The sequence below is a fragment of the Parasutterella muris genome (assembly GCF_009767915.1).
In the GTDB taxonomy this organism is placed as follows: Bacteria; Pseudomonadota; Gammaproteobacteria; order Burkholderiales; family Burkholderiaceae_F; genus Parasutterella; species Parasutterella muris.
In genome coordinates this window covers 82008-100297 of record NZ_WSRP01000005.1, presented here as the reverse complement: position 1 = coordinate 100297, position 18290 = coordinate 82008, and the positions used below count along the sequence as shown (strand labels likewise).

20 protein-coding genes are annotated in these 18290 nt (G+C 50.9%); 8 read left to right on the top strand and 12 right to left on the bottom strand.

What is annotated here, in order from left to right; all coding sequences use genetic code 11:
• Positions 1-151: 151 nt before the first annotated feature.
• Together E5987_RS02715 and E5987_RS02710 are read right to left on the bottom strand one after the other, a co-directional pair.
• Complete coding sequence (locus E5987_RS02715; RefSeq protein WP_160334548.1) at positions 152-730, bottom strand: chalcone isomerase family protein; 579 nt, start codon at positions 728-730, stop codon at positions 152-154.
• Positions 709-1131, bottom strand: coding sequence for a helix-turn-helix domain-containing protein (locus E5987_RS02710; protein ID WP_160334547.1), 423 nt, complete (start codon positions 1129-1131; stop codon positions 709-711). Before E5987_RS02710 ends, E5987_RS02715 begins: the two co-directional genes overlap by 22 nt.
• 70 nt (positions 1132-1201) lie before the next feature.
• On the opposite strand from E5987_RS02710, the gene E5987_RS02705 reads away from it, so the two are divergent.
• Together E5987_RS02705 and E5987_RS02700 are read left to right on the top strand one after the other, a co-directional pair.
• Positions 1202-2446, top strand: coding sequence for an NAD(P)/FAD-dependent oxidoreductase (locus tag E5987_RS02705; RefSeq protein WP_160334546.1), 1245 nt, complete (start codon positions 1202-1204; stop codon positions 2444-2446).
• Positions 2447-2497: 51 nt separating this feature from the next.
• Positions 2498-4003, top strand: a complete 1506-nt coding sequence (locus E5987_RS02700; RefSeq protein WP_160334545.1) for an NAD(P)H-hydrate dehydratase — start codon at positions 2498-2500, stop codon at positions 4001-4003.
• Between the two features lie 34 nt (positions 4004-4037).
• On the opposite strand, the gene E5987_RS02695 is transcribed toward E5987_RS02700, so the two are convergent.
• Both E5987_RS02695 and E5987_RS02690 read right to left on the bottom strand, forming a co-directional pair.
• Positions 4038-5027, bottom strand: coding sequence for a tetratricopeptide repeat protein (locus E5987_RS02695; protein WP_160334544.1), 990 nt, complete (start codon positions 5025-5027; stop codon positions 4038-4040).
• A gap of 4 nt (positions 5028-5031) precedes the next feature.
• Positions 5032-5496: a hypothetical protein gene (locus tag E5987_RS02690; RefSeq protein ID WP_160334543.1), complete on the bottom strand. Its 465-nt coding sequence runs from the start codon at positions 5494-5496 to the stop codon at positions 5032-5034.
• Between the two features lie 243 nt (positions 5497-5739).
• On the opposite strand from E5987_RS02690, the gene E5987_RS02685 reads away from it, so the two are divergent.
• Positions 5740-6177 carry a hypothetical protein gene (locus E5987_RS02685; RefSeq protein WP_160334542.1) on the top strand — a complete coding sequence of 146 codons (438 nt, stop codon included), beginning with the start codon at positions 5740-5742 and terminating at the stop codon, positions 6175-6177.
• 13 nt (positions 6178-6190) lie between these two features.
• Here the strand turns inward: E5987_RS02685 and E5987_RS02680 are convergent, their stop codons facing one another.
• The 3 genes from E5987_RS02680 to E5987_RS02670 form a co-directional block, all read right to left on the bottom strand.
• A complete protein-coding gene (locus tag E5987_RS02680) occupies positions 6191-6568 on the bottom strand; it encodes a Rid family detoxifying hydrolase (protein ID WP_160334541.1) in 378 nt (125 codons plus the stop codon).
• An 85-nt stretch (positions 6569-6653) separates the two neighbouring features.
• Positions 6654-7133, bottom strand: coding sequence for a CreA family protein (locus E5987_RS02675; RefSeq protein WP_160334540.1), 480 nt, complete (start codon positions 7131-7133; stop codon positions 6654-6656).
• A gap of 9 nt (positions 7134-7142) precedes the next feature.
• The gene (locus E5987_RS02670; RefSeq protein WP_251570522.1) at positions 7143-8354 is read right to left on the bottom strand and encodes an alpha/beta hydrolase; all 1212 of its coding nucleotides are present in this window, start codon (positions 8352-8354) and stop codon (positions 7143-7145) included.
• A 510-nt stretch (positions 8355-8864) separates the two neighbouring features.
• Here E5987_RS02670 and thyA point away from each other — a divergent pair.
• From thyA to E5987_RS02655, 3 genes are all read left to right on the top strand, one after another.
• Complete coding sequence (gene thyA / locus E5987_RS02665; RefSeq protein ID WP_160334539.1) at positions 8865-9668, top strand: thymidylate synthase; 804 nt, start codon at positions 8865-8867, stop codon at positions 9666-9668.
• 21 nt (positions 9669-9689) lie between these two features.
• Positions 9690-10196, top strand: coding sequence for a dihydrofolate reductase (locus E5987_RS02660; protein WP_160334538.1), 507 nt, complete (start codon positions 9690-9692; stop codon positions 10194-10196).
• A gap of 62 nt (positions 10197-10258) precedes the next feature.
• Positions 10259-10552 carry a 4Fe-4S ferredoxin gene (locus tag E5987_RS02655; RefSeq protein WP_160334537.1) on the top strand — a complete coding sequence of 98 codons (294 nt, stop codon included), beginning with the start codon at positions 10259-10261 and terminating at the stop codon, positions 10550-10552.
• Positions 10553-10558: 6 nt separating this feature from the next.
• On the opposite strand, the gene E5987_RS02650 is transcribed toward E5987_RS02655, so the two are convergent.
• Entirely contained in the window at positions 10559-11398 is an 840-nt protein-coding gene (locus E5987_RS02650; RefSeq protein WP_160334536.1) for a carboxymethylenebutenolidase, read from the bottom strand.
• Positions 11399-11410: 12 nt separating this feature from the next.
• Positions 11411-11989: a hypothetical protein gene (locus E5987_RS02645; RefSeq protein WP_160334535.1), complete on the bottom strand. Its 579-nt coding sequence runs from the start codon at positions 11987-11989 to the stop codon at positions 11411-11413.
• 218 nt (positions 11990-12207) lie between these two features.
• On the opposite strand from E5987_RS02645, the gene E5987_RS02640 reads away from it, so the two are divergent.
• Together E5987_RS02640 and E5987_RS02635 are read left to right on the top strand one after the other, a co-directional pair.
• Positions 12208-13275, top strand: a complete 1068-nt coding sequence (locus E5987_RS02640; RefSeq protein WP_160334534.1) for a C45 family autoproteolytic acyltransferase/hydrolase — start codon at positions 12208-12210, stop codon at positions 13273-13275.
• An 80-nt stretch (positions 13276-13355) separates the two neighbouring features.
• Positions 13356-13817, top strand: coding sequence for a hypothetical protein (locus E5987_RS02635; protein WP_160334533.1), 462 nt, complete (start codon positions 13356-13358; stop codon positions 13815-13817).
• Between the two features lie 43 nt (positions 13818-13860).
• Here E5987_RS02635 and E5987_RS02630 read toward each other — a convergent pair whose 3' ends face one another.
• The 3 genes from E5987_RS02630 to E5987_RS02620 all read right to left on the bottom strand — a co-directional run bounded on the left by E5987_RS02630 (position 13861) and on the right by E5987_RS02620 (position 18184).
• Complete coding sequence (locus E5987_RS02630; protein WP_160334532.1) at positions 13861-14292, bottom strand: DNA polymerase III subunit chi; 432 nt, start codon at positions 14290-14292, stop codon at positions 13861-13863.
• Between the two features lie 61 nt (positions 14293-14353).
• A complete protein-coding gene (locus tag E5987_RS02625) occupies positions 14354-15325 on the bottom strand; it encodes an autotransporter outer membrane beta-barrel domain-containing protein (protein ID WP_160334531.1) in 972 nt (323 codons plus the stop codon).
• Positions 15326-15349: 24 nt separating this feature from the next.
• Positions 15350-18184 (bottom strand): valine--tRNA ligase, encoded by a 2835-nt coding sequence (locus E5987_RS02620; RefSeq protein ID WP_160334530.1) that lies wholly within the window; start codon positions 18182-18184, stop codon positions 15350-15352.
• Positions 18185-18290 lie beyond the last annotated feature (106 nt).

The following is an 18290-nucleotide window of genomic DNA, read 5'->3' as shown; positions in this document are numbered from 1 at the left end:
ATCGTTGTTGATGAACAGCACCTGCTCACACAGGCTGAATGGGATGCCATCTTCAACACTCAGAACCTGATCAATCCGAAGTTCGTTAAGTAATTAGACGAATCCTAAACGGATAACAGACCGCCCGTTCATTATGAACGGGCGGTGTTTTTTATTTAATGTCGAGAAGCTCGTCTCTCAGTTCGCTCTCAAGCGCGTTCTTTCCGAGCCAAATAGAAAGCACCGCATCGTAAACCGCTTTACCCCGCACCGGGTTGCCCATCAGCTGGCGGTTGTAATAAACAAAAGTTCCTCTGGACGGAATCCAATCCACGTCCACCACATCTCCGGGTTCCAAATTGGAGAGGTCTTTCATAAACACCTCAATCTGGCTGAGCTCATTGGAAATAAAATCTCTGGAGGTCTCGTTGGTATTCTCAGAGATGCCGGCATGCAGGGAATCAATAAATTTTGAGGCGTCCAGCGGACTTAAAATGACAATCTCGGCTCTTCGTGCGCCGAGCAGGGCGCGTGCGGTATCTTCGCGCTGTGTTTTTTCCGGAAGATAGAGCCCTAACGCGTAAATCTTTTTATCGCCGATCGTCCGAACCCCGGCTCCGTTCAGAACCAAGGGATGTCTGCCTAATTTAACTCGTCCAGCAAATTCATAGCCTTCAACGGAAATAGGCTCATTTTTTTTGCCGGTAAGCAAATTAATAATTCCGTCAATTAGGCTTTCTTTGTCTGACATCCTGTTTTCTCCTTTTGCCTCATCTCAAGATACTGAGCAAAATCTTTTGCGATTTCGATCATTTCTTCCTTTTTGAGTCCGCATAATTCTTTCATAAAAACAATCGAGATACCCTTATCCGTCGGAATCTCAATTGTGGTGATCGGCTCTCCGATCTCCTTTTTGTTTAGTTTATCGCGCAGGCTCTCTTTTTTAATTTCAAGGATACGATTCAGCGTCAGGCCTTCCTCCTGAAGCTTCTTAATATTGCGTACCTGATCGAGATGATGTGTTCCGTATCGGGCGTTTCGAGTTTCGCCTGTCGGCTTATCTAAAACCCCGCTGGAAACGTAATATCTCAATGTTCGCACGCTAACCCCGGTTGCCTGTGATAGCTCGTCGATAGTCAGCAGTGATTTCATGCCATTTTCCATTTGAGAGAACCCGCTAAAAGCGATTAAAATACCGATACATTATAAGAGGTTAGACTGAATGCATATCATCGTTGTCGGAGTAGGAATTACTGGAATTGCTTGCGCGCATAACTTGCTCAGGCACGGTCATACCGTCACGCTTATCGAAACTGCGTCCACCCCCAATCAGGAATGCAGTTTCGGATTAGCCGGATATATGGGACCGGAAGGCGTACAGATGCTGTGCTCGCCCTTTAAAGGTAAAGCGGGCCTGGCTTCTATTTTTGCAAAAACCCGCCGCCTCAGCTGGGATGTATCCATCAAACAGATTAAATTCCTTAACGCGCTCGCCAACGCCAGAAGCGCCGATGTGTGGAAAAACAACCGTGATTCACTGCTGCTGCTTGCCCGCTACAGTGTCGGTCTGACCGAATTCATTTCTCGAGTGGAAAGTCTGTCTTTCGAACAGGTCTACGGAACGCTTCGTGTCTATACCAATAACCAGACGTGGGAGGAAGCTCATAAAGAGGAACGACCGGAAAAGAACGGAGAATGGCTCTCGGCCGATGAAGCAAAACGAATTGACCCAAGTCTCGAAGATGTTCCGGAACCTTTCCCGGGCGCGTTTTATATTCCTCAGGAACTCTCCGGAAACGCCTCTTATTTCGCAAAGCAGATTCAGACATTCAACATCGCGCACAAGAATCTCACAATGATGTACCACACCAAGGTAGAGGCTCTTGTGACCGGAGAAAATCAGACCGTGACCGGTGTCAAGACCGACAAAGGCGAGATTTCAGCCGACGCGGTGATTCTCAGCAATAACCTCGGCGCCCCCGCGCTCTTTAAACCGCTGTTCGATCTGCCCGTCATGACCCTTACAGGCTGGACTATCACGGCTAAAATTGATCCGATGAATGTTCCGCCGATGCACACGGTCAGCTTCGACAACAAAGATGTATTGGTCACAAAACTCGGACAAAGGCTTCGCGTCTGCGGCCGCTACTGGCTTGGCGACGTCACTCAGGAAATGACCGACAAAATCATAGAAGAGCTCTATGAAAGCGCCTGCAAGCTTTTGCCCATGTCGGCCGTATGGAGCGACTCTACCAATTGGATGGGTCAGTGCCTGGTGCATCCGGACAGCCTGCCGTCCTGCGGTGAAACCCCCTATAAAGGCCTGTACCTGAACATCTGCCACGGCCTCAACGGCTGGTCTCTTGCAGAGGGCTGCGCTGAAATGCTGAGCAGAATTGTTGAAGGCGCGCAGCCTGATATCGACCCCACGCCTTACAGTCCGATGCGCTTTTTAAAGAAAAATTAGTCTGTAAGCAGACCCGTAAATCTTGCTCAAGTTTTATAAAAGGATTCATACATGTCCGTTTCATTATTGGAAATAGCTCAGCTTCGTGAGCTGGAAGAAAAATATGCCCGTATTCTCGGCCCCGACGTCCTGATGCAGAGGGCAGGGAAAGCCGCCGCGGAATATATCCGCGAACTTCATCCCGAAACCTGCACGGTCACGGTGATCTGCGGCCCGGGAAACAACGGCGGCGACGGATATGTCTGCGCAAAAATTCTTTCGGAACTCGGCTATCAGGTGAGCGTCGTCAATGTCGGAGGGAAGACTCCGAAAACGGAACAGGCAAAAGAGGCGCTTGCCGCTTGGGAAGCGACCGGTGCGACAATTTATACCGATCCTTACGACACCCCGAAAGCGCAGATTGTCGTGGACGCGCTTTTTGGAATCGGACAGACCAGAGCGCTCGTCGGAGAATATCTGGACGCGGCGATGTGGTTCAATGAAAGAAGAGCGCTGCATGTCTCCCTGGATATTCCGACGGGGCTTGATTCTCAGACAGGCAACTGGGTCGGTGGACGAGCCGGTTGCCGCGCTGACGCAACCATTACTTTCCTCAGCGGAAAACCCGGCCTCTATACTTCAATCGGTAAAGACGCCTGCGGAGAAGTTCAGGTTGAAAACCTCGGCATCTCCATTCCGCTCACAAAAATCAATCTGACTGAAGTTAAGGATTTCAAGCACGTCTGTGCTTCCAGAACCAAAAACACGTCTAAAGCGGATTACGGACGCGTCGGCGTTATCGGCGGCGGAAAAGGAACCGTCGGCGCGGCCCTCATTGCCGCGCGCAGCGCGCTTTACATGGGCGCAGGCCGCGTCTACGTCGAACTTGTTGAAGAGAAGATGGATCTTGATCCGTCGGTTCCCGAGCTGATGTTCCGTGACAAACTTGACCTTTCCGAAATGGATGCCGTCGTCATCGGATGCGGACTCGGCTTCTCGGAAAAAGCTAAGGCAAGGTTCATTGAATGTCTGCAGTCGGACGCCGCGCTTGTCATTGACGCGGACGCGCTGACCATGGTCGCGGGCGACGAAGAGCTTCTCTCTCTTGTGACACACCGCCGTGCGCATACCGTGATTACGCCGCATAATGCCGAGGCGGCCAGAATCCTCGGCTACCCGCTAGAAGAAATTACAGCAGATCGTCTGAACCGCGCTTTGGATCTGTCGGTGCTTACCGGCGCCGTCACAGTCTTAAAAGGCGCTGGAACCATTGTCTGTCAGAGAAGCTCCATCAGCTGGATCAATCCGACCGGCACACCGGCCCTGGCAACTGCGGGTTCCGGAGATACGCTCTCAGGCATGATCGCGGCGATGTTTGCTCAGCGCTACGAACTGATGGACTGTGTGCTTTCTGCGGTCTACCTGCACGGTTTAGCCGCTGAAGGATGCGACAGCGGAATTTTAGCTTCCGATATTGCGCCGACGGCTGCGGAATTCCTGCAGGCACTGCGTGATTCTTATCGCGAACATTTCCACCCGCTGCGAGAACGTACTGACCCCGTAAGCTGGGAAGACTAAAGGGAAGGGCCGGAGGATTTCTCCGGCTTTATTTTTATGCCGCGCGCTTTTGGCGCCGCTTGATGAGCGCAGCCACAACTTCTTCGGAGCTTGGCATCGAAGCGATCGCGGCCGCTTCCATCAGCTCTTCGCGCTGCGCGGTTTTTCTGAGTTTTTCCAGACGCCTCTGAGCTCTCCAGTCTGAACGTGTCGCGGCCATATGCGCGTAGACCACCGCGCTGACATAATCCTTGGGCGCAAAGCGGCCTGAAGACCAGAATGCGCTTAATTCATTCAGGCAGGCGATATCTTCGATGAGCGCGCCTTCCTCCAAGAATCCGAGCGCCTTTTCGACGCCAGGAGTGCGATGCTCGAGCCAGTAGCGTGCTATGGCAAGCAGGCAGTAGGGAATTTTGGCTTCCGCGCCTTTAAAGAGCCATCTCAGACAGAGTCTCGGATTCGGCATGGGTCCTTGAGAAGAGAGCCGTATCATGCGCTCTACGGCTCGCTTTTCGCCTTTAAAGGCGGCCTCGCTAAAAAAGCGCTCGGCAATTTCCGGATTTTTCTCCGTTCCGATACCCAAGTCATAGGCTTCGGCAAGCGCAAAGATCGCTTCCGGAAATTTTTCTCTCGCCGCAATGCGAAGCCAGGCAAAGGACTCCTGAAGATTCTTTTGTGTGCCGAACCCTTCGCGAAGCGCCATCGCTAAATGAAATTTGGCGCGTGATTCACCGAGAACAGCGGCTTTTCTGAAAAGTTCAGCCGCACGTTTTTCATTTTTCTCCAGAAGCTCACCGGTCGCATACAGCATTCCCAAAAGATCAAGAGAGGCGGCATGATCTTCATTGGCGGCGCTTTCCAGATATTTAAGCGCCGTATGCGGCTCGGAAATCAGCAGACTTCTTGCTTCCTTGAAGCGCTCTTCCGGAGCCTGAGGTTCTTCTCGAACACTGAGAAACGCATAAGGATCGAAAGCGCCCGGCTGCGCGGCCGTTTTTGTTTTAAGCGGCGCAAGGTTAGGGAGCTTGTCGAAATAGCTGCTCATACGGTTAAGGCTTGACGATATCGGCGCTGATAATGCCGGAAGCCAGAAGACCGATAATGTAAGTCAGAGAAATGGCCATCCACAGCAGAAGACCCGCGGCGCCGAGCATGATCGGCTTGCCCCAAAGTTTGTGATGGTAATCGTCGCCGTAACGCTCTTTAACGGCTTTGACCTGTTTCCAGCCTGAAGTCACAATCCAGAGAATGTAAACAATGAGATAGGATCCGAAGAAATAGAATTCAGAAAATTCGCTTTCAGGAAGCCAGGGTTCGGCAAATAAATATCCGCCCATGTAAACAAACCCCAGGAAGACCCATAATCCGCAGGTTGATGTCTCATCCGCTTCGCCCATATCGCTCCAATTCGTGCGCTGCAGGAACGCTCCGAAAATCGGAGTAAATAAAAATGACCAAATAATGGTCCAAAGAGGATTCCAAAGCGCGATTGGCAGATGACTAGACTTATTCATTGTTGAAAGCATCAGATTGAAAATAAAGCGTTATTTTATACGCTTCTGCCGAGTCCGCTTATCTGAAAATGTTTCAGAAACGATACCATCCGCTATTACAGGCGCTTCTAAGCCGTGCTGCCGATGTTGAATTATTGACTCCAGTATATTAGCATCGAAAAAGTTAGCTATTCTTCAGACAAAGCTTTTCGCCTGAGAAACAAATTTCGGTCTTTATAAAAAGACCATTGTTAAGGATGCTTCATGCTTAAAAAAATATTTTGCGGTTTATCGTTAGGCCTGCCGATTCTTCTTTCCGGCTGCGCAGGCGATGACCCCGGATACTACATTACCGATTCCTTCGGATTCGACACAGTGTGCATCGTCGACAATAAAAATGTTCCTCCCGCGTTTTTTATCGCTTTAAGACAGGCTGTCGCCGATAAAGGACTGACCGTCAGAACGGTCGCAAAGGCTGAGAAGAGCTGTCCTGCCGTCATTGTTTACGACGCAAAATACACAAAAAAGGTTCCGTACTTAGTCGACGCCAAACTTATGCTTATTCACGAGATCGGCAGTACGGACATTGTGAACCTAAAAAAATACGGATCTTCCGACTCGCTCAGAGATAATCTCAAGGACGACGAGCCGGCGATCCGCGATATGGTCAATCGTCTCCTGCCAAGAAGCACGCCTTGGTAGGAGCGCGTAACCGTTAGTCGAGCACTACTGTCGCTTCAACTTCAACCAAACCGCCTTTCGGAAGTGCGGAGATCTGCACACAGCTTCTTGCGGGATAGGGCGCTGTGAAGATTTCGGACATGACCTTATTCACTGTCGCGAAGTTTGCCAAGTCGGTTAAGAAAACGGTCTGACGAACGATGTTGGAGGGTTTTCCGCCTGCAGCTTCCACCAGAGCGAAAACATTTCTGAATGCCTGGCGGCACTGCGCTTCAAAAGACTCAGCAAGTTCTCCGGAAACCGGATCAAGGCCGAGCTGACCGGAAAGGAACACGGTTTTTCCGGCCTTAATACCGGCAGAATATGTGCCCACAGCGGCAGGGGCTTTGTCTGTGACAACAACTTCACTCATTTACGTTCTCCGTTAAATTGATCCGCTTGACAGCGGGTTGGTAATTAAATTGGACACCGAATTGGAAATCGGCTTTAACTATAGCTTATTTCTGCTGCTGGTAGCCTTCCGGTTTATATGCCTTAGTCCCCCAGAGCGGCACCGAGGAAAGCGAATGCTTAAAGCTTCCGTTGGCGATCTTGGTGGAGTAGCCGAGGTAGACCAGAGTCTGATGCTTCATATCGAAAATCCTTCGGATACGGAGCGTTTTAAAGAACACGCTCTGACTCTTCTTAAACACCACTTCACCGTCGGAGCTGTGGTCGATGCCTGCGATCATCTCAGGCGTGATTTCTCCGGTCTGCACACAGGTCACAGCGCTGTTTGAAGGATCAGAGAGCTGCAGAGGAGAATTGATATAGGCAACGTGGCAGGTGATGCCCGGTACCTGAGGATCGACAAAAGATTCCAGTTTGATGTCTTTAAACGTAAAGAGTCCGAGCGAAACGCTTGCGACTTCTTTATCCGAACATCCGGCCAAAAGTACAGCGGCGGCCGAAACTGCAGCTAATAGTGTCTTTTTCACAAAAATTTCCTATGGTTCGCGACTCGATTCAGAAGGCTTAATGATGCCAGAATCGGCCGTCTTGGAGGGGACAGAACTGAGCACTTTGAGTATCTCTGCGGCCTGCCAATTGTAATAAGGGTTGAACGTGAGACGCGCGAACGGATGAGTTCCGTCGTGTGTGCCCCAGGCTCCGTACCAGACTTCTTTGCTTTCACGGCATTTTTTAATATCCTCGGCGCTCATGCTGTTGCGGCAGAAACGGTATTTGCCGTTTGCCCCGTACCAGGGATTATCCGGCGAATAGGACATAGACATATGCGCAAAAGACTTGATACGCTCCTCAGGAAGATAATCGGTTTTAACGATTACCTTTTCCGAGAGCTTCAAATCCTTCGGCACAGAACCGTACCAAATGATTTTTGAAGCGGGATTGGCGAGCTGCCGGTCAAAAAGCGGGAGCAGGTTCTGAGTATCCACCACGCTGTCGTGCTCGGTCATCATCACGACAACCGGGATATCGAGTTTCTTCTCTTTTAAAAGCGCATCGGCGTCGTCCATCGTATGCTTGAACGCCACGATCGCGTCCAGCGGCACGTTGTTGTATTTAAACGGGCCCATGTTGTAAGTGGTCTCATCGGGCTTTCTGAGCCAGGTGACGAACAGATTCACAAAGGGGGCGAGAGGCAGAAGAGAAGTTCGCACTTTTACCGCAGGCGAAAATAGAATCAGTCCGGAGACGTCCTTATACTTCTCCGCGTATGAGATCGCAAGATTGCAGCCGGTAGAGAAGCCCGCGATCCAAATATCCTTGTATTTTTCCTTTAACAGGTCCATTTGCTCGTTCACAGCCCGAGTCCAGTCCTCGGATGTGACGCCGATCATGTCCTGAGGTTTGGTTCCATGTCCCGGAAGAAGGATTGCACGGACCAGATAGCCCTGATCAGCGAGCGTGCGCGCGAAGTCATGATAGGTCCAAGGCGAATCCCCGAGACCGTGGATCATGAGAATCGCTTTGCCGTTCGGATGTTTCGGAACAATTTCGAAAGGAGAATTGCCTTCAATTTCCGCGGTTTTATCGTCGGTGACAAAGTGGCGGTTTTCTGCAACAAAAGCCTTCGTCTGCAGCTCGTAGCTGTAGAACGAGTTCTGTCCGAGCGGCATCTGATGCTGAGCCGTCTGAGAGCAGGCTGCCAAAGAAAAGCCCAAAGCGGCGGAAAGGAAAATAACTCGAAATTTCACGTTTTAATTTTCGAAGGAATATTAAAAATGCAATATCGCAATTATCAAGGAAATTAAGGTCTGTAACGCCTCACGCGCACGAAATACGCATCAGAAGAAAAGCGGGCAAAAAAATAGGCCCGATCTGCTCGAAGGGGCCTCGTCAAAACTATCTAGGAGGAAAACTGAGGACGTTTGCGCATTCTCATTGACTGACATCGTATAGGGAAAGCAAAGAAAGAGGTGAATGCAAATATTTCTGATGCAAGCGATTGTAAGCTCGCTATCTAAACTTCCTTCTTTTGTTACATTTACGGCAGTTTTATTACCAATTATTCAATGAGTTTCGGATTCAAATCGAAAGACTTTGTCCTCCATCCTGACTCTTCAGCGATCTCTTTCTGCTGCCTTAGCTGTAGTCCTGATGATGCTTTATCCCCCGTGTTTTGTTTATATGAACTGCCTTTTTCGTTAGAATGGTGATTCTTTTGAAAACTCACCAACAGATTAAATATGTAAAGGACGCCGGACATGATGAAGTCGAATCAGTATGAAACGTTTATGAAAGATGTCTATGAACACGGCCTCAGCAAGTCTGACCGCACGGGTACCGGCACACGTTCTCTGTTCGGCTATCAGATGCGTTTTAATCTGCAGGAAGGTTTTCCGCTGGTCACAACGAAAAAACTGCATACCCGCTCGATTATTCACGAGCTGCTTTGGTTCCTGCGCGGCGACTCCAATATTAAATATCTGCACGACAATAAAGTCACGATTTGGGACGAGTGGGCAGACGAAAACGGAGACCTCGGCCCCGTTTACGGTGTGCAGTGGCGCAGCTGGCCGGCAGCCGACGGCCGCCATATCGACCAAATCAGCAATGTCATCGAACAGATTAAGACCAATCCGGATTCCCGCCGACTCGTCGTGTCGGCTTGGAACGTCGGAGAGGTGGACAAGATGGCGCTGCCGCCTTGTCATATGTTCTTCCAGTTCTACGTCGCCGAGGGCAGACTGTCCTGTCAGCTCTATCAGAGAAGCTGTGACATTTTCCTCGGTGTTCCGTTCAATATCGCCAGCTACTCGCTGCTCACCTGCATGATTGCGCAGCAGTGCGGTCTTGAGCCGGGGGACTTTGTATGGACGGGCGGGGACTGCCATATCTACAACAACCATTTTGAACAGGTCGAACTTCAGCTCTCTCGCGAACCTCGGCCGTATCCTAAACTTATTATCAAACGCAAGCCGGACTCGATATTCGACTATAAATTTGAAGATTTTGAGTTCATCGACTACGATCCGTGGCCGGCCATTAAAGCACCTATCGCAGTTTGATTCTCAACGGAACTTTTCTTCATGAAACCTCATATCAGTCTTATTGTTGCAAGAAGCCAAAACGGCGTCATCGGAAAAGACGGCAAGCTACCCTGGCATTTCCCGGAGGATTTGAAGTTTTTTAAACAGATCACGATCGGCAAACCCATCATCATGGGTCGGCACACCTGGGAGTCGATTGGACGGCCGCTGCCCGGAAGACGCAACGTCGTGGTCACACGGCAGCCGGACTACAAGGCCGATAAAGCCGAAGTCGTCCATTCTCTGGAAGATGCAGTCAAACTTTTTACGCCGAACGACAATGTCTTTATTATCGGCGGCGCAAACCTTTATCGTCAGGCGCTCCCCATTGTGGACACCGCCTGGATCACTGAAATTCTGCAGGATTTTGAAGGTGACACCACGTTTGACAGTCTGGATTTACATGACTGGAAGCGTGTCTGGGTTGAAGAGCATCCCGCAGGCGAGTCAGGTCCCTGGGCATACCGCTTCCAGCGCTTTGACCGCATTCGGCACTCTACGTATTAAAACCAATGCCGCACGGCGCTTGCGCGCTATAAAATATCGGACTGATATCGGAGAGAAAAAATATGGCAAAAGAATTAATGCAGATTGAAATTGACAGCGGACTCAAGAAGGAGTTCCTGGAATGCATCAATCATGCCTATAAAGGAAAAACAGAAGAAGGCATCATTGACCTCATTCGCATCTACGTTGAACGCGCCAAAGGATCTCCGCGTCAGAAAGAAATCAAGAGCAAAGTTCAGCAGTTTGTTTTTGAGGGCGACGCCAAGAGCGGCATTACTCCTCTGGAAATCGAAAAGCTGGTCCTCAATAAGACGGATGAGGATATTGAAGCAGCTCGTCTGGATAAAAGCAAATAACGCAGACTAATCGAGGGCGCTCGCGGCCTGTTTGATCAGTTCGACATCCACGCCGTCTTCTCTGAGCCGATCCTCAACTCGATCCATCGTTTCATCAAAGCGCGGGTTTAAACCCGCGTTTTGCCATAATTCAGAGACTTCCTGTGTGCAGAGCCTTCTGTCAGCCGGCGTGTAGCTAACCTCTTCAATAACGGTTGTGCGGCACACTGAGTCTTCAGCAAGCAGTTTTGCGGAAACAATTGCCATATAAGCCATCATGGCGTAGGTCGGCATATTCGGATCCGTGATCTTTTCGCCTTTCAAATATCGATGGATGACATTTTCCACCTGCGCGGCCTTTGACGCTTCAAACTGTCCGAGCGGGATACAGTCGCCAAAAGAAGCTTCTTTATCTCCGATCTCGTCAATACGGCAGTAAAAGCCATGGCGTCTTCCCGGAAAAACATCCTTCAGAAGACTTTTGTCAGAGTCGACAGAGGTGCTGAGCGTAATGGTGTAAGAAGGATTCTTAACCGTATAAATGATTTTTTCTCGGTCTCCGACCACACGAAAAACGTTGGAATTAATAATGCCGTACTTTCCAACGTAGCGATCGGACGCTTTTTTTGCGTCCGCCGCGGCAAATTTCGCAAACGGTTTTGCCCGAAGGTAAAAAACCTTCGGGTTTTCAAATAAAGATGAGGTTCCTGTATTAATAAACCCTTCAATCTGCTCCTGCGCGAACGCCTGAATCAGATAGGACTCAAGCGGGGAGAGCTGGTAACCCGACGCGAATGCAGCCGCGGGCGCAAAGCCTAAAAGCGCGGCTGCCGCCTTAGTCAGTGAGAATTTAATACAGGAATTCATGATTCTGCAAAATTACCAGCGGCGATCGGCGATCTTCATCTGCTGTTCATCCACGAAGAACCAGAAGTCCTTTTCGTTCAGAGTAATTCTGTGGACAACAAGCCCGGTATCGGCGTCCTGATATTCAAACACGACATTAATCGGCTGATTGGATAAGAATTGGTTTTCCGCCTGAGCGCAGAGATCTTCAAAATTGATGCTCGGCATATCCCAGGGATCTCCGTCGTCCACATCAAGAAGGTTGCCCCTGAAGCGCGGATGACACATCAGAAACTTAAGCACGTCAGCCAAACGCTCTGTCGGAATAACCCACAGATTAAGACCGCCGTTTTCCGTTAAATTCTTAAATACATTCTTCACGAACGCGTCAAGCTCAATGTCATCGGGAACAGTCAGGACGTCATTTAAGCCCATCGGATCGTCCGCATGAGTTTCGTACCACTGCTGACCGGTGGTTGTCATCGGTCCCTCAAGCTTCATTCTCAAGTCGTCAAAAGCAATAAATCCCATCGCGAAGGGATTGGCGTTGCCGACCTTGCGTGCACTCGCAGCCAGCTTTGTAATTAGTTCTTTTTTTGTCATTCGGCTCATTGATTCATCCCTCACTATCTATATATATTTTCAAAAGCTTAGCATCTTAACAATTTGTAACGCCGCTTCTGTGTCCATAACGAGTATTGAATTCTAGTAGTTTTCCGTCGCTTCGGAGTCCGATAAGATGCGATTTTTCAAACTGCCGGATAAAACCGATCGGAAAGCGTTTTCGACGTAAAATTTTCTTTGTCTCAAATCCAAACGGTTCAAAAAAAATGACTCATTTATATATAAAGATGAGCGGCACGCCGTATGAACGCGGGCTGCTGTACGGCACTCAGGCCAAAGAGCTCATTCACAAACTGATTGAAGAATACAAGCTGCTTTTTGACAAAGAGAATCACATTGCCTGGGAAACCGCGTACAAGAAAGCCGCCGCTTTCGAGGAACCGATCCGCGCGTTCCGTCCGGATTTGATTGAGGAAATGAAGGGCATCGCCGACGGCGCGGGGATCGATCTGCAGACCGTGCTTGTGTTGAACTGCCGATCGGAGATCATGTTCACGGACATTCCGTCTAACGAAGACGCCTGCACCGTGATCGGTGTTCCGCCGGAAGTCTCCAAAAACGGCCATACACTGCTCGCACAGAACTGGGACTGGTGGACGGTCGGCGAGGGCACAACCGTGCTGCTTGAAGTAGAGCAGGAAGGATATGCCAAGTCGCTCATCGTCACTGAAGCGGGTCTTGTCGGCGGCAAAGGATTAAATGAATACGGTGTTGCGCTCTCCATGAACGCAATGAGTGTCAACGGCGGGAAAGTCGGAGTGCCGCTTCAGGTCGTTCTGCGCGCCGCTCTTTCCTGTTCGACCGTACCCAAGGCGATCGACTGTATCGCTAAATGTCCGAGAGCAGGGTGCGCCTGCGTTGGACTTGCCTCTTGGGACGGCGAACTTGTGATGGTTGAGTATGCACCGAATGATTTGGACATTCTTCTCAGCGACGGCAAAGCGCTCTGCCACACCAATCACTGGCAGTCTCTGAAGATGATTCTCGGACCGGAAGCGCGCAACTATTCCTATATCTCCACCTTTACACGCCTGGACCGCGCTCGCAGACTGACCAAAGACAAGAAAAAGCTCACACCGAAAAAACTCTTTGCCATCCTGTCCGATCATGCCGGATACCCCGACGGTATCTGCCGTCACGATGACCCGGATCTTCCGTATTACCACTGCCACAGCTCGCTCTGGTCCATGGTGATTGATACGGTCACAAGAACGCTCTACATCACGGACGGCACGCCGTGCAAAGCTAAACCGGAAAAATACGTCCTGAAATGATATGTCAGACGCTCCGCTGAAAGACGCGGAGCGCTATGATCTCGCGATGTACAAAATTTAAAACCATCAGAGGAAGCTGCATGAATAAGAGACTGCTTTTTTTGCCGATAGTGCTTTGCGCTTTTTCCGCTTCAGCCAACGCCGGTCAGTATGCGGAAGAACTGGGTGTGTGTGTTTATAAAAACCTGACTTCTTCTGATAAAACCGTGATGACGCAGTGGGCTTTTGTCACGCTTGGCAAGACGAAAGCGGCGCGCCAGATCACGGTGATTCCGGATGCAAAAACAAAGGAAGTAAATCAGAAGGCAAAGGCTGCGCTCTCCCGCATCATGACGCAGAACTGCGCGAAAGAAGCGACCAAAGTCGCCCTGCATGAATCCAAGGACGGATTAAAGAATGCTGCGGCAACCCTTGCGTTAAGGCTCGCGCAGGATGAGCTGAGCGATAAGATGGATGCGTCCTTGTCGGGACTCCTGAACCCCGGCACCGCCAATGTGCTAAAAGGCGCGGAAGTGCTGAAGGGATTCTTCGAGAAGCGTTAAGGAGAAGGATTCTGAACAAAAAGCTCCTCAAGCGGGAGCTTTTTTAGTTTTTAGGATTGACAACTTTGGGCTGCAGCCCTTGTTTTTTGTAGCTTCGATAGCGGCTGCGTCCTTCTTCGAGCTCGGTTCCGGCACTTGCGACCACGTCGATAATTTTAGGAAAGCGCTGCATCAGATCCTGCATATTTCCGGGCGCATTGTGCGTCAGCATTACAAGAAGATCCGCTGCCGGAAGCTCTGACGGGCGCCGTCCGATCACAAAAGCGCCTCGCTGAATTTCCGCGGAACCGGCCGGACCGTGCGGAATAAAGGACGTATTGTCAAACGCCCAGAGACGCTCGTCAAAAGAGCGCAGGTCGCCTTCCGTCTCTACGAGAACGCATGCGGACATCCCTAGCCGCTGGGCTTTTTTAAGCGCTCGACAGGCATAGAGCTGTCTGTCCGGAATACCGGTATGGAAGGCAAGATCTGACATAGGTTTATATTAAAACAAAAGCTCGGAAAAAACTCCGAGCTTTTGCTTCGGACAAGCCAAATTAATACATGAACTGATAGTTCACAGTCACGTTCTGACTGACGCTGCTGTGCGCGGCAGCGCCCGCAGAGTACAGGAATCCGAACGAATGCTGTCCCTTGCTCAGCTGCAGACCGACTTTGCCTCGGAAGAGCAGAGAGTTGGCAAAGCGCTCGGTATCGGATGCGAATCCGCCGAGGTTAGTCGTAATCTTCTTATCGCCCGCAGTCGGAATCACCGCAAAGTCAAGCATGCTGCGGCTCTTCCAGCCGCCCGGACATACATATTCGTAGCCGACGTTCACGCCGACCGGGAACTGCCAAATACTCGCGCCGGAGAAAGAGGCGTCAAGCCGTCCGTCAAGAAGATCCCCAGCCACAGACACGTCGTCTGTCAGCAGACGAGTGAAGCGAACCGAGTAATACGGAACAAAGCTCAGGCCGCCCGCGACGAAACTCGTCTCAAAACGCAGTCCGGCGTTCCAGGACTTCGCTTTGCCGTCGCCTAAGGGAAGATCAAAGCCGTCATATTTGAACTTGCTGTCGATCTTGCTGTGGGTATAGCCGAGATTGGCGATCACGTTGACTTTCTTGCCTGTCCATGTGGAGTAGAGATTAACTCCGTAGAAGGTGGAAGAGCCGTGACCGTCAACATCCCCGTGCTTAACCTGTCCCTTGCCGCCGTTCAGCGCAAGACCGATACGGAAGTTGTCCGCGATGATATGGTCATAGCCGAGCGAAAGCGCTGCGCCCTTGTCTTTATTCTGGTTGTGCGCGATACGGTTGTGGAAGCCGTAAGCCGTTACCCAGGGATCGCCCTGTTTGAAAGTGCGGTCCCAGCCGTTAAAGAGGGGACCGACCATAGAAAGGCGGTCCTCAATCACGTCCTGATTCAGACCGCTGACATCAAAGTTCGTGATGGAATATGTCGCGGCGTTTGCGGCAGCCGAGGTTAAGAGAAGTGCTGCCGGCGCCAATAAAAATTTATATTTCATTCGTTCTCCAAGGAAGCGTTAGATTTATTCGCTCGGAAGTTTTGCAAGCTGTTCCTGATTCGATTTTAACAAAGCCTGGTTTGCGGCCAAACGCTGTCTTTCCTGTTCGATCACGGCGGCGGGCGCTCTGCTGACGAATTTCTCGTTCGCGAGTTTCACGTTCGCTTTCTGGATTTCAGCTTCGAGTTTCGCGATTTCCTTGCCGATTCGCGTTTTTTCAGCGGCGACGTCCACCTTGATAATGAGCATCAGGCTGAAATCATCCACGACCGCGACAGGAGCGGCGGATCCGGCTGGACGAACCGATTCCAGATCTTCCGTGAAAATCACTTCTTCAAGACGGCAAAGCGCCTGCAGATATGCGGTGGATTTTTCAATACGGGCTCTGGCTTCGCCGCTGCGGCTGCTGATTGCGAGCGGAACACGTTTCGAGGGCTGCAGAAGCATTTCGCTTCTCAGGTTTCTCACGGCGGCAATCACTGCCTTGAGCTCTTCAATCTGCTTATCAGCTTCGTCATCAATCGCTTCAGGCTCATACTTCGGATAGGCCTGAACCATCACGGATGTCTCTTCGTCTTCCTTTCTGACGCCGGCAACCAGAGAGACTTTCTGCCAAAGTTCTTCGGTAATGAACGGCATGATCGGGTGCGTCAGACGCAGCACGCCTTCAAGGATGGTCACAAGCGTGCGGCGTGTCGCGCGTTCAACAGCCGGATTTCCGCTGTTGAGCTGGACTTTCGCAAGTTCAAGATACCAGTCGCAGTACTGATTCCAAATGAAGGAATAGATCGCGTTGGCGGCATTGTCGAGGCGGTAATCCGTGAAGCCCTGACGGACTTCTTTAACCGTGCGCTCAAACTCGGAACGGATCCAAAGATCGGGTACGGAGTAAATCAGTTCAGCGTCTTTCTCGAGTCCGCAGTCTTTTCCTTCCACGTTCATCAGCACGAAGCGGGAAGCATTCCAGAGCTTGTTGCAGAAGTTTCTGTAACCGTCGGCGCGTTTGACATCAAAGTTGATGTTGCGGCCAAGGGTCGCGTAAGCGGCCATCGTGAAGCGCAGACCGTCCGCACCGATTTCGGTGATGCCGTTCGGATAATGTTTCTTGAGTTTATTGATAACCTGCGGCGCTTTTTCCGGCCGACGCAGACCCACCACGCTCTTTTCAATCAGATGGTCGAGATCCACGCCGTCGATCAAGTCGATCGGGTCAATGGTGTTGCCTTCGGATTTGCTCATCTTCTGACCTTCGGCGTCGCGCACGAGGCCGTGGAGATAAACGTCTTTAAACGGAACCTTGCCCGTAAAGAAGCGGGTCAGCATGATCATGCGGGCGACCCAGAAGAAGAGGATGTCGTAGCCGGTCACGAGAACGCTTGAAGGCAGGAAGAGGTCCAGCGAAGTCTGATCGCCGCGCAGCGTCGAGAAGGGGACAAGGCCGGAGGAGAACCATGTATCGAGCACGTCCTCATCTCTGGTCAGTTTGACGCCTTCGCCCGCCATCGCCTGAGCTTCCGCTTCGTCGTGGGCGACATAAACCTTGCTGTTTTCGTCGTACCAGGCAGGAATCTGATGGCCCCACCAGAGCTGACGGGAAAGACACCAATCCTGAATATTGGAGAGCCAGTCCTTGTAAACCTTTCGCCACTGTTCGGGGAAGATGTTCACGAGGTTGTCATCCACCGCTTCAAGGCCCAGATCAGCAAGAGACTTGCCAGGGAAGCGGCAGCCTTCGGGCGCGGGTTCGCTCATCGCGAGGAACCACTGATCGGAGAGCATCGGCTCCACGATTTCACCGGTACGCGGCACGCGCGGAACCATATGCTTATGCGGTTTAATGCCGACGAGAAGGCCCTGAGCCTCCAGATCCGCGACTGCCTGCTTACGGGCTTCGTAACGGTCAAGTCCTCGGTATTTCTCCGGAACGTTATCGTTCAGGTGGGCGGTCTTGGTCAGGATGTTGAGCTGTTCGAGGTTATGGCGTTTACCGACTTCAAAGTCATTGAAGTCATGCGCCGGCGTGATTTTCACGCAGCCCGAACCGAATTCTTTATCTACATAGGGATCGGCGATCACCGGAATCTCGCGATCGGTGAGCGGCAGACGAAGCATCTTTCCAACGAGATGTTTATAGCGTTCGTCTTCCGGATTGACAGCGACCGCCTGGTCGCCAAAGAGCGTTTCCGGACGTGTTGTCGCAACGACAACACCTTCGCCGCCGTCAACTGCCGGATAACGAATTTCCCAAAGATGTCCGTCGCTTTCCTCGGACTCGACCTCGAGGTCGGACACCGAGCTCTGCAGTTTCGGGTCCCAGTTGACCAGTCTGCGGCCGCGATAGATCAGGCCTTTGTTATAAAGTTCAACGAAGCAGTCGATCACAGTCTTCGAGAGATCTTCGTTCATAGTGAAGTAGAGGCGGTCCCAGTCAAGGGAGTCTCCGAGTTTGCGCATCTGCTTGAGGATGGTGCCTCCGGAGAGTTTCTGCCAGTCCCATACTTCTTTGATAAATTCTTCGCGGGGCATATCTCTTCTGGATTTGCCCTGACCTTCAAGACGGCGTTCGACAACGATCTGTGTGGCGATACCGGCGTGGTCCGTACCCGGCATCCACATCGTGTTATAGCCGTCCATGCGGTAGAAGCGTACAAGCGAATCCATCACGCTCTGGTTAAAGGCGTGTCCCATGTGGAGAATACCGGTGACATTGGGAGGAGGAAGCTGGATTGAGAAGCTCTTTTTGCTCTTATCTGTACCGGCCTTAAAAAAGCCTTTCTTTTCCCAGTAGGGATACCATTTAGCCTCAATCGAAGAGGGATCGTAACTCTTTGCAAGTTCCTGCGTTTTTGTTTCGCTCATAGCTATTCGATCATTGTTCATTAAAAATAGGAATCTGTTATTTTCTCACTTTTTTCCGCGCTAAAAGAGTAAACCCGCGTGATTTTTCGTTTCAGCGCGGGTTTTT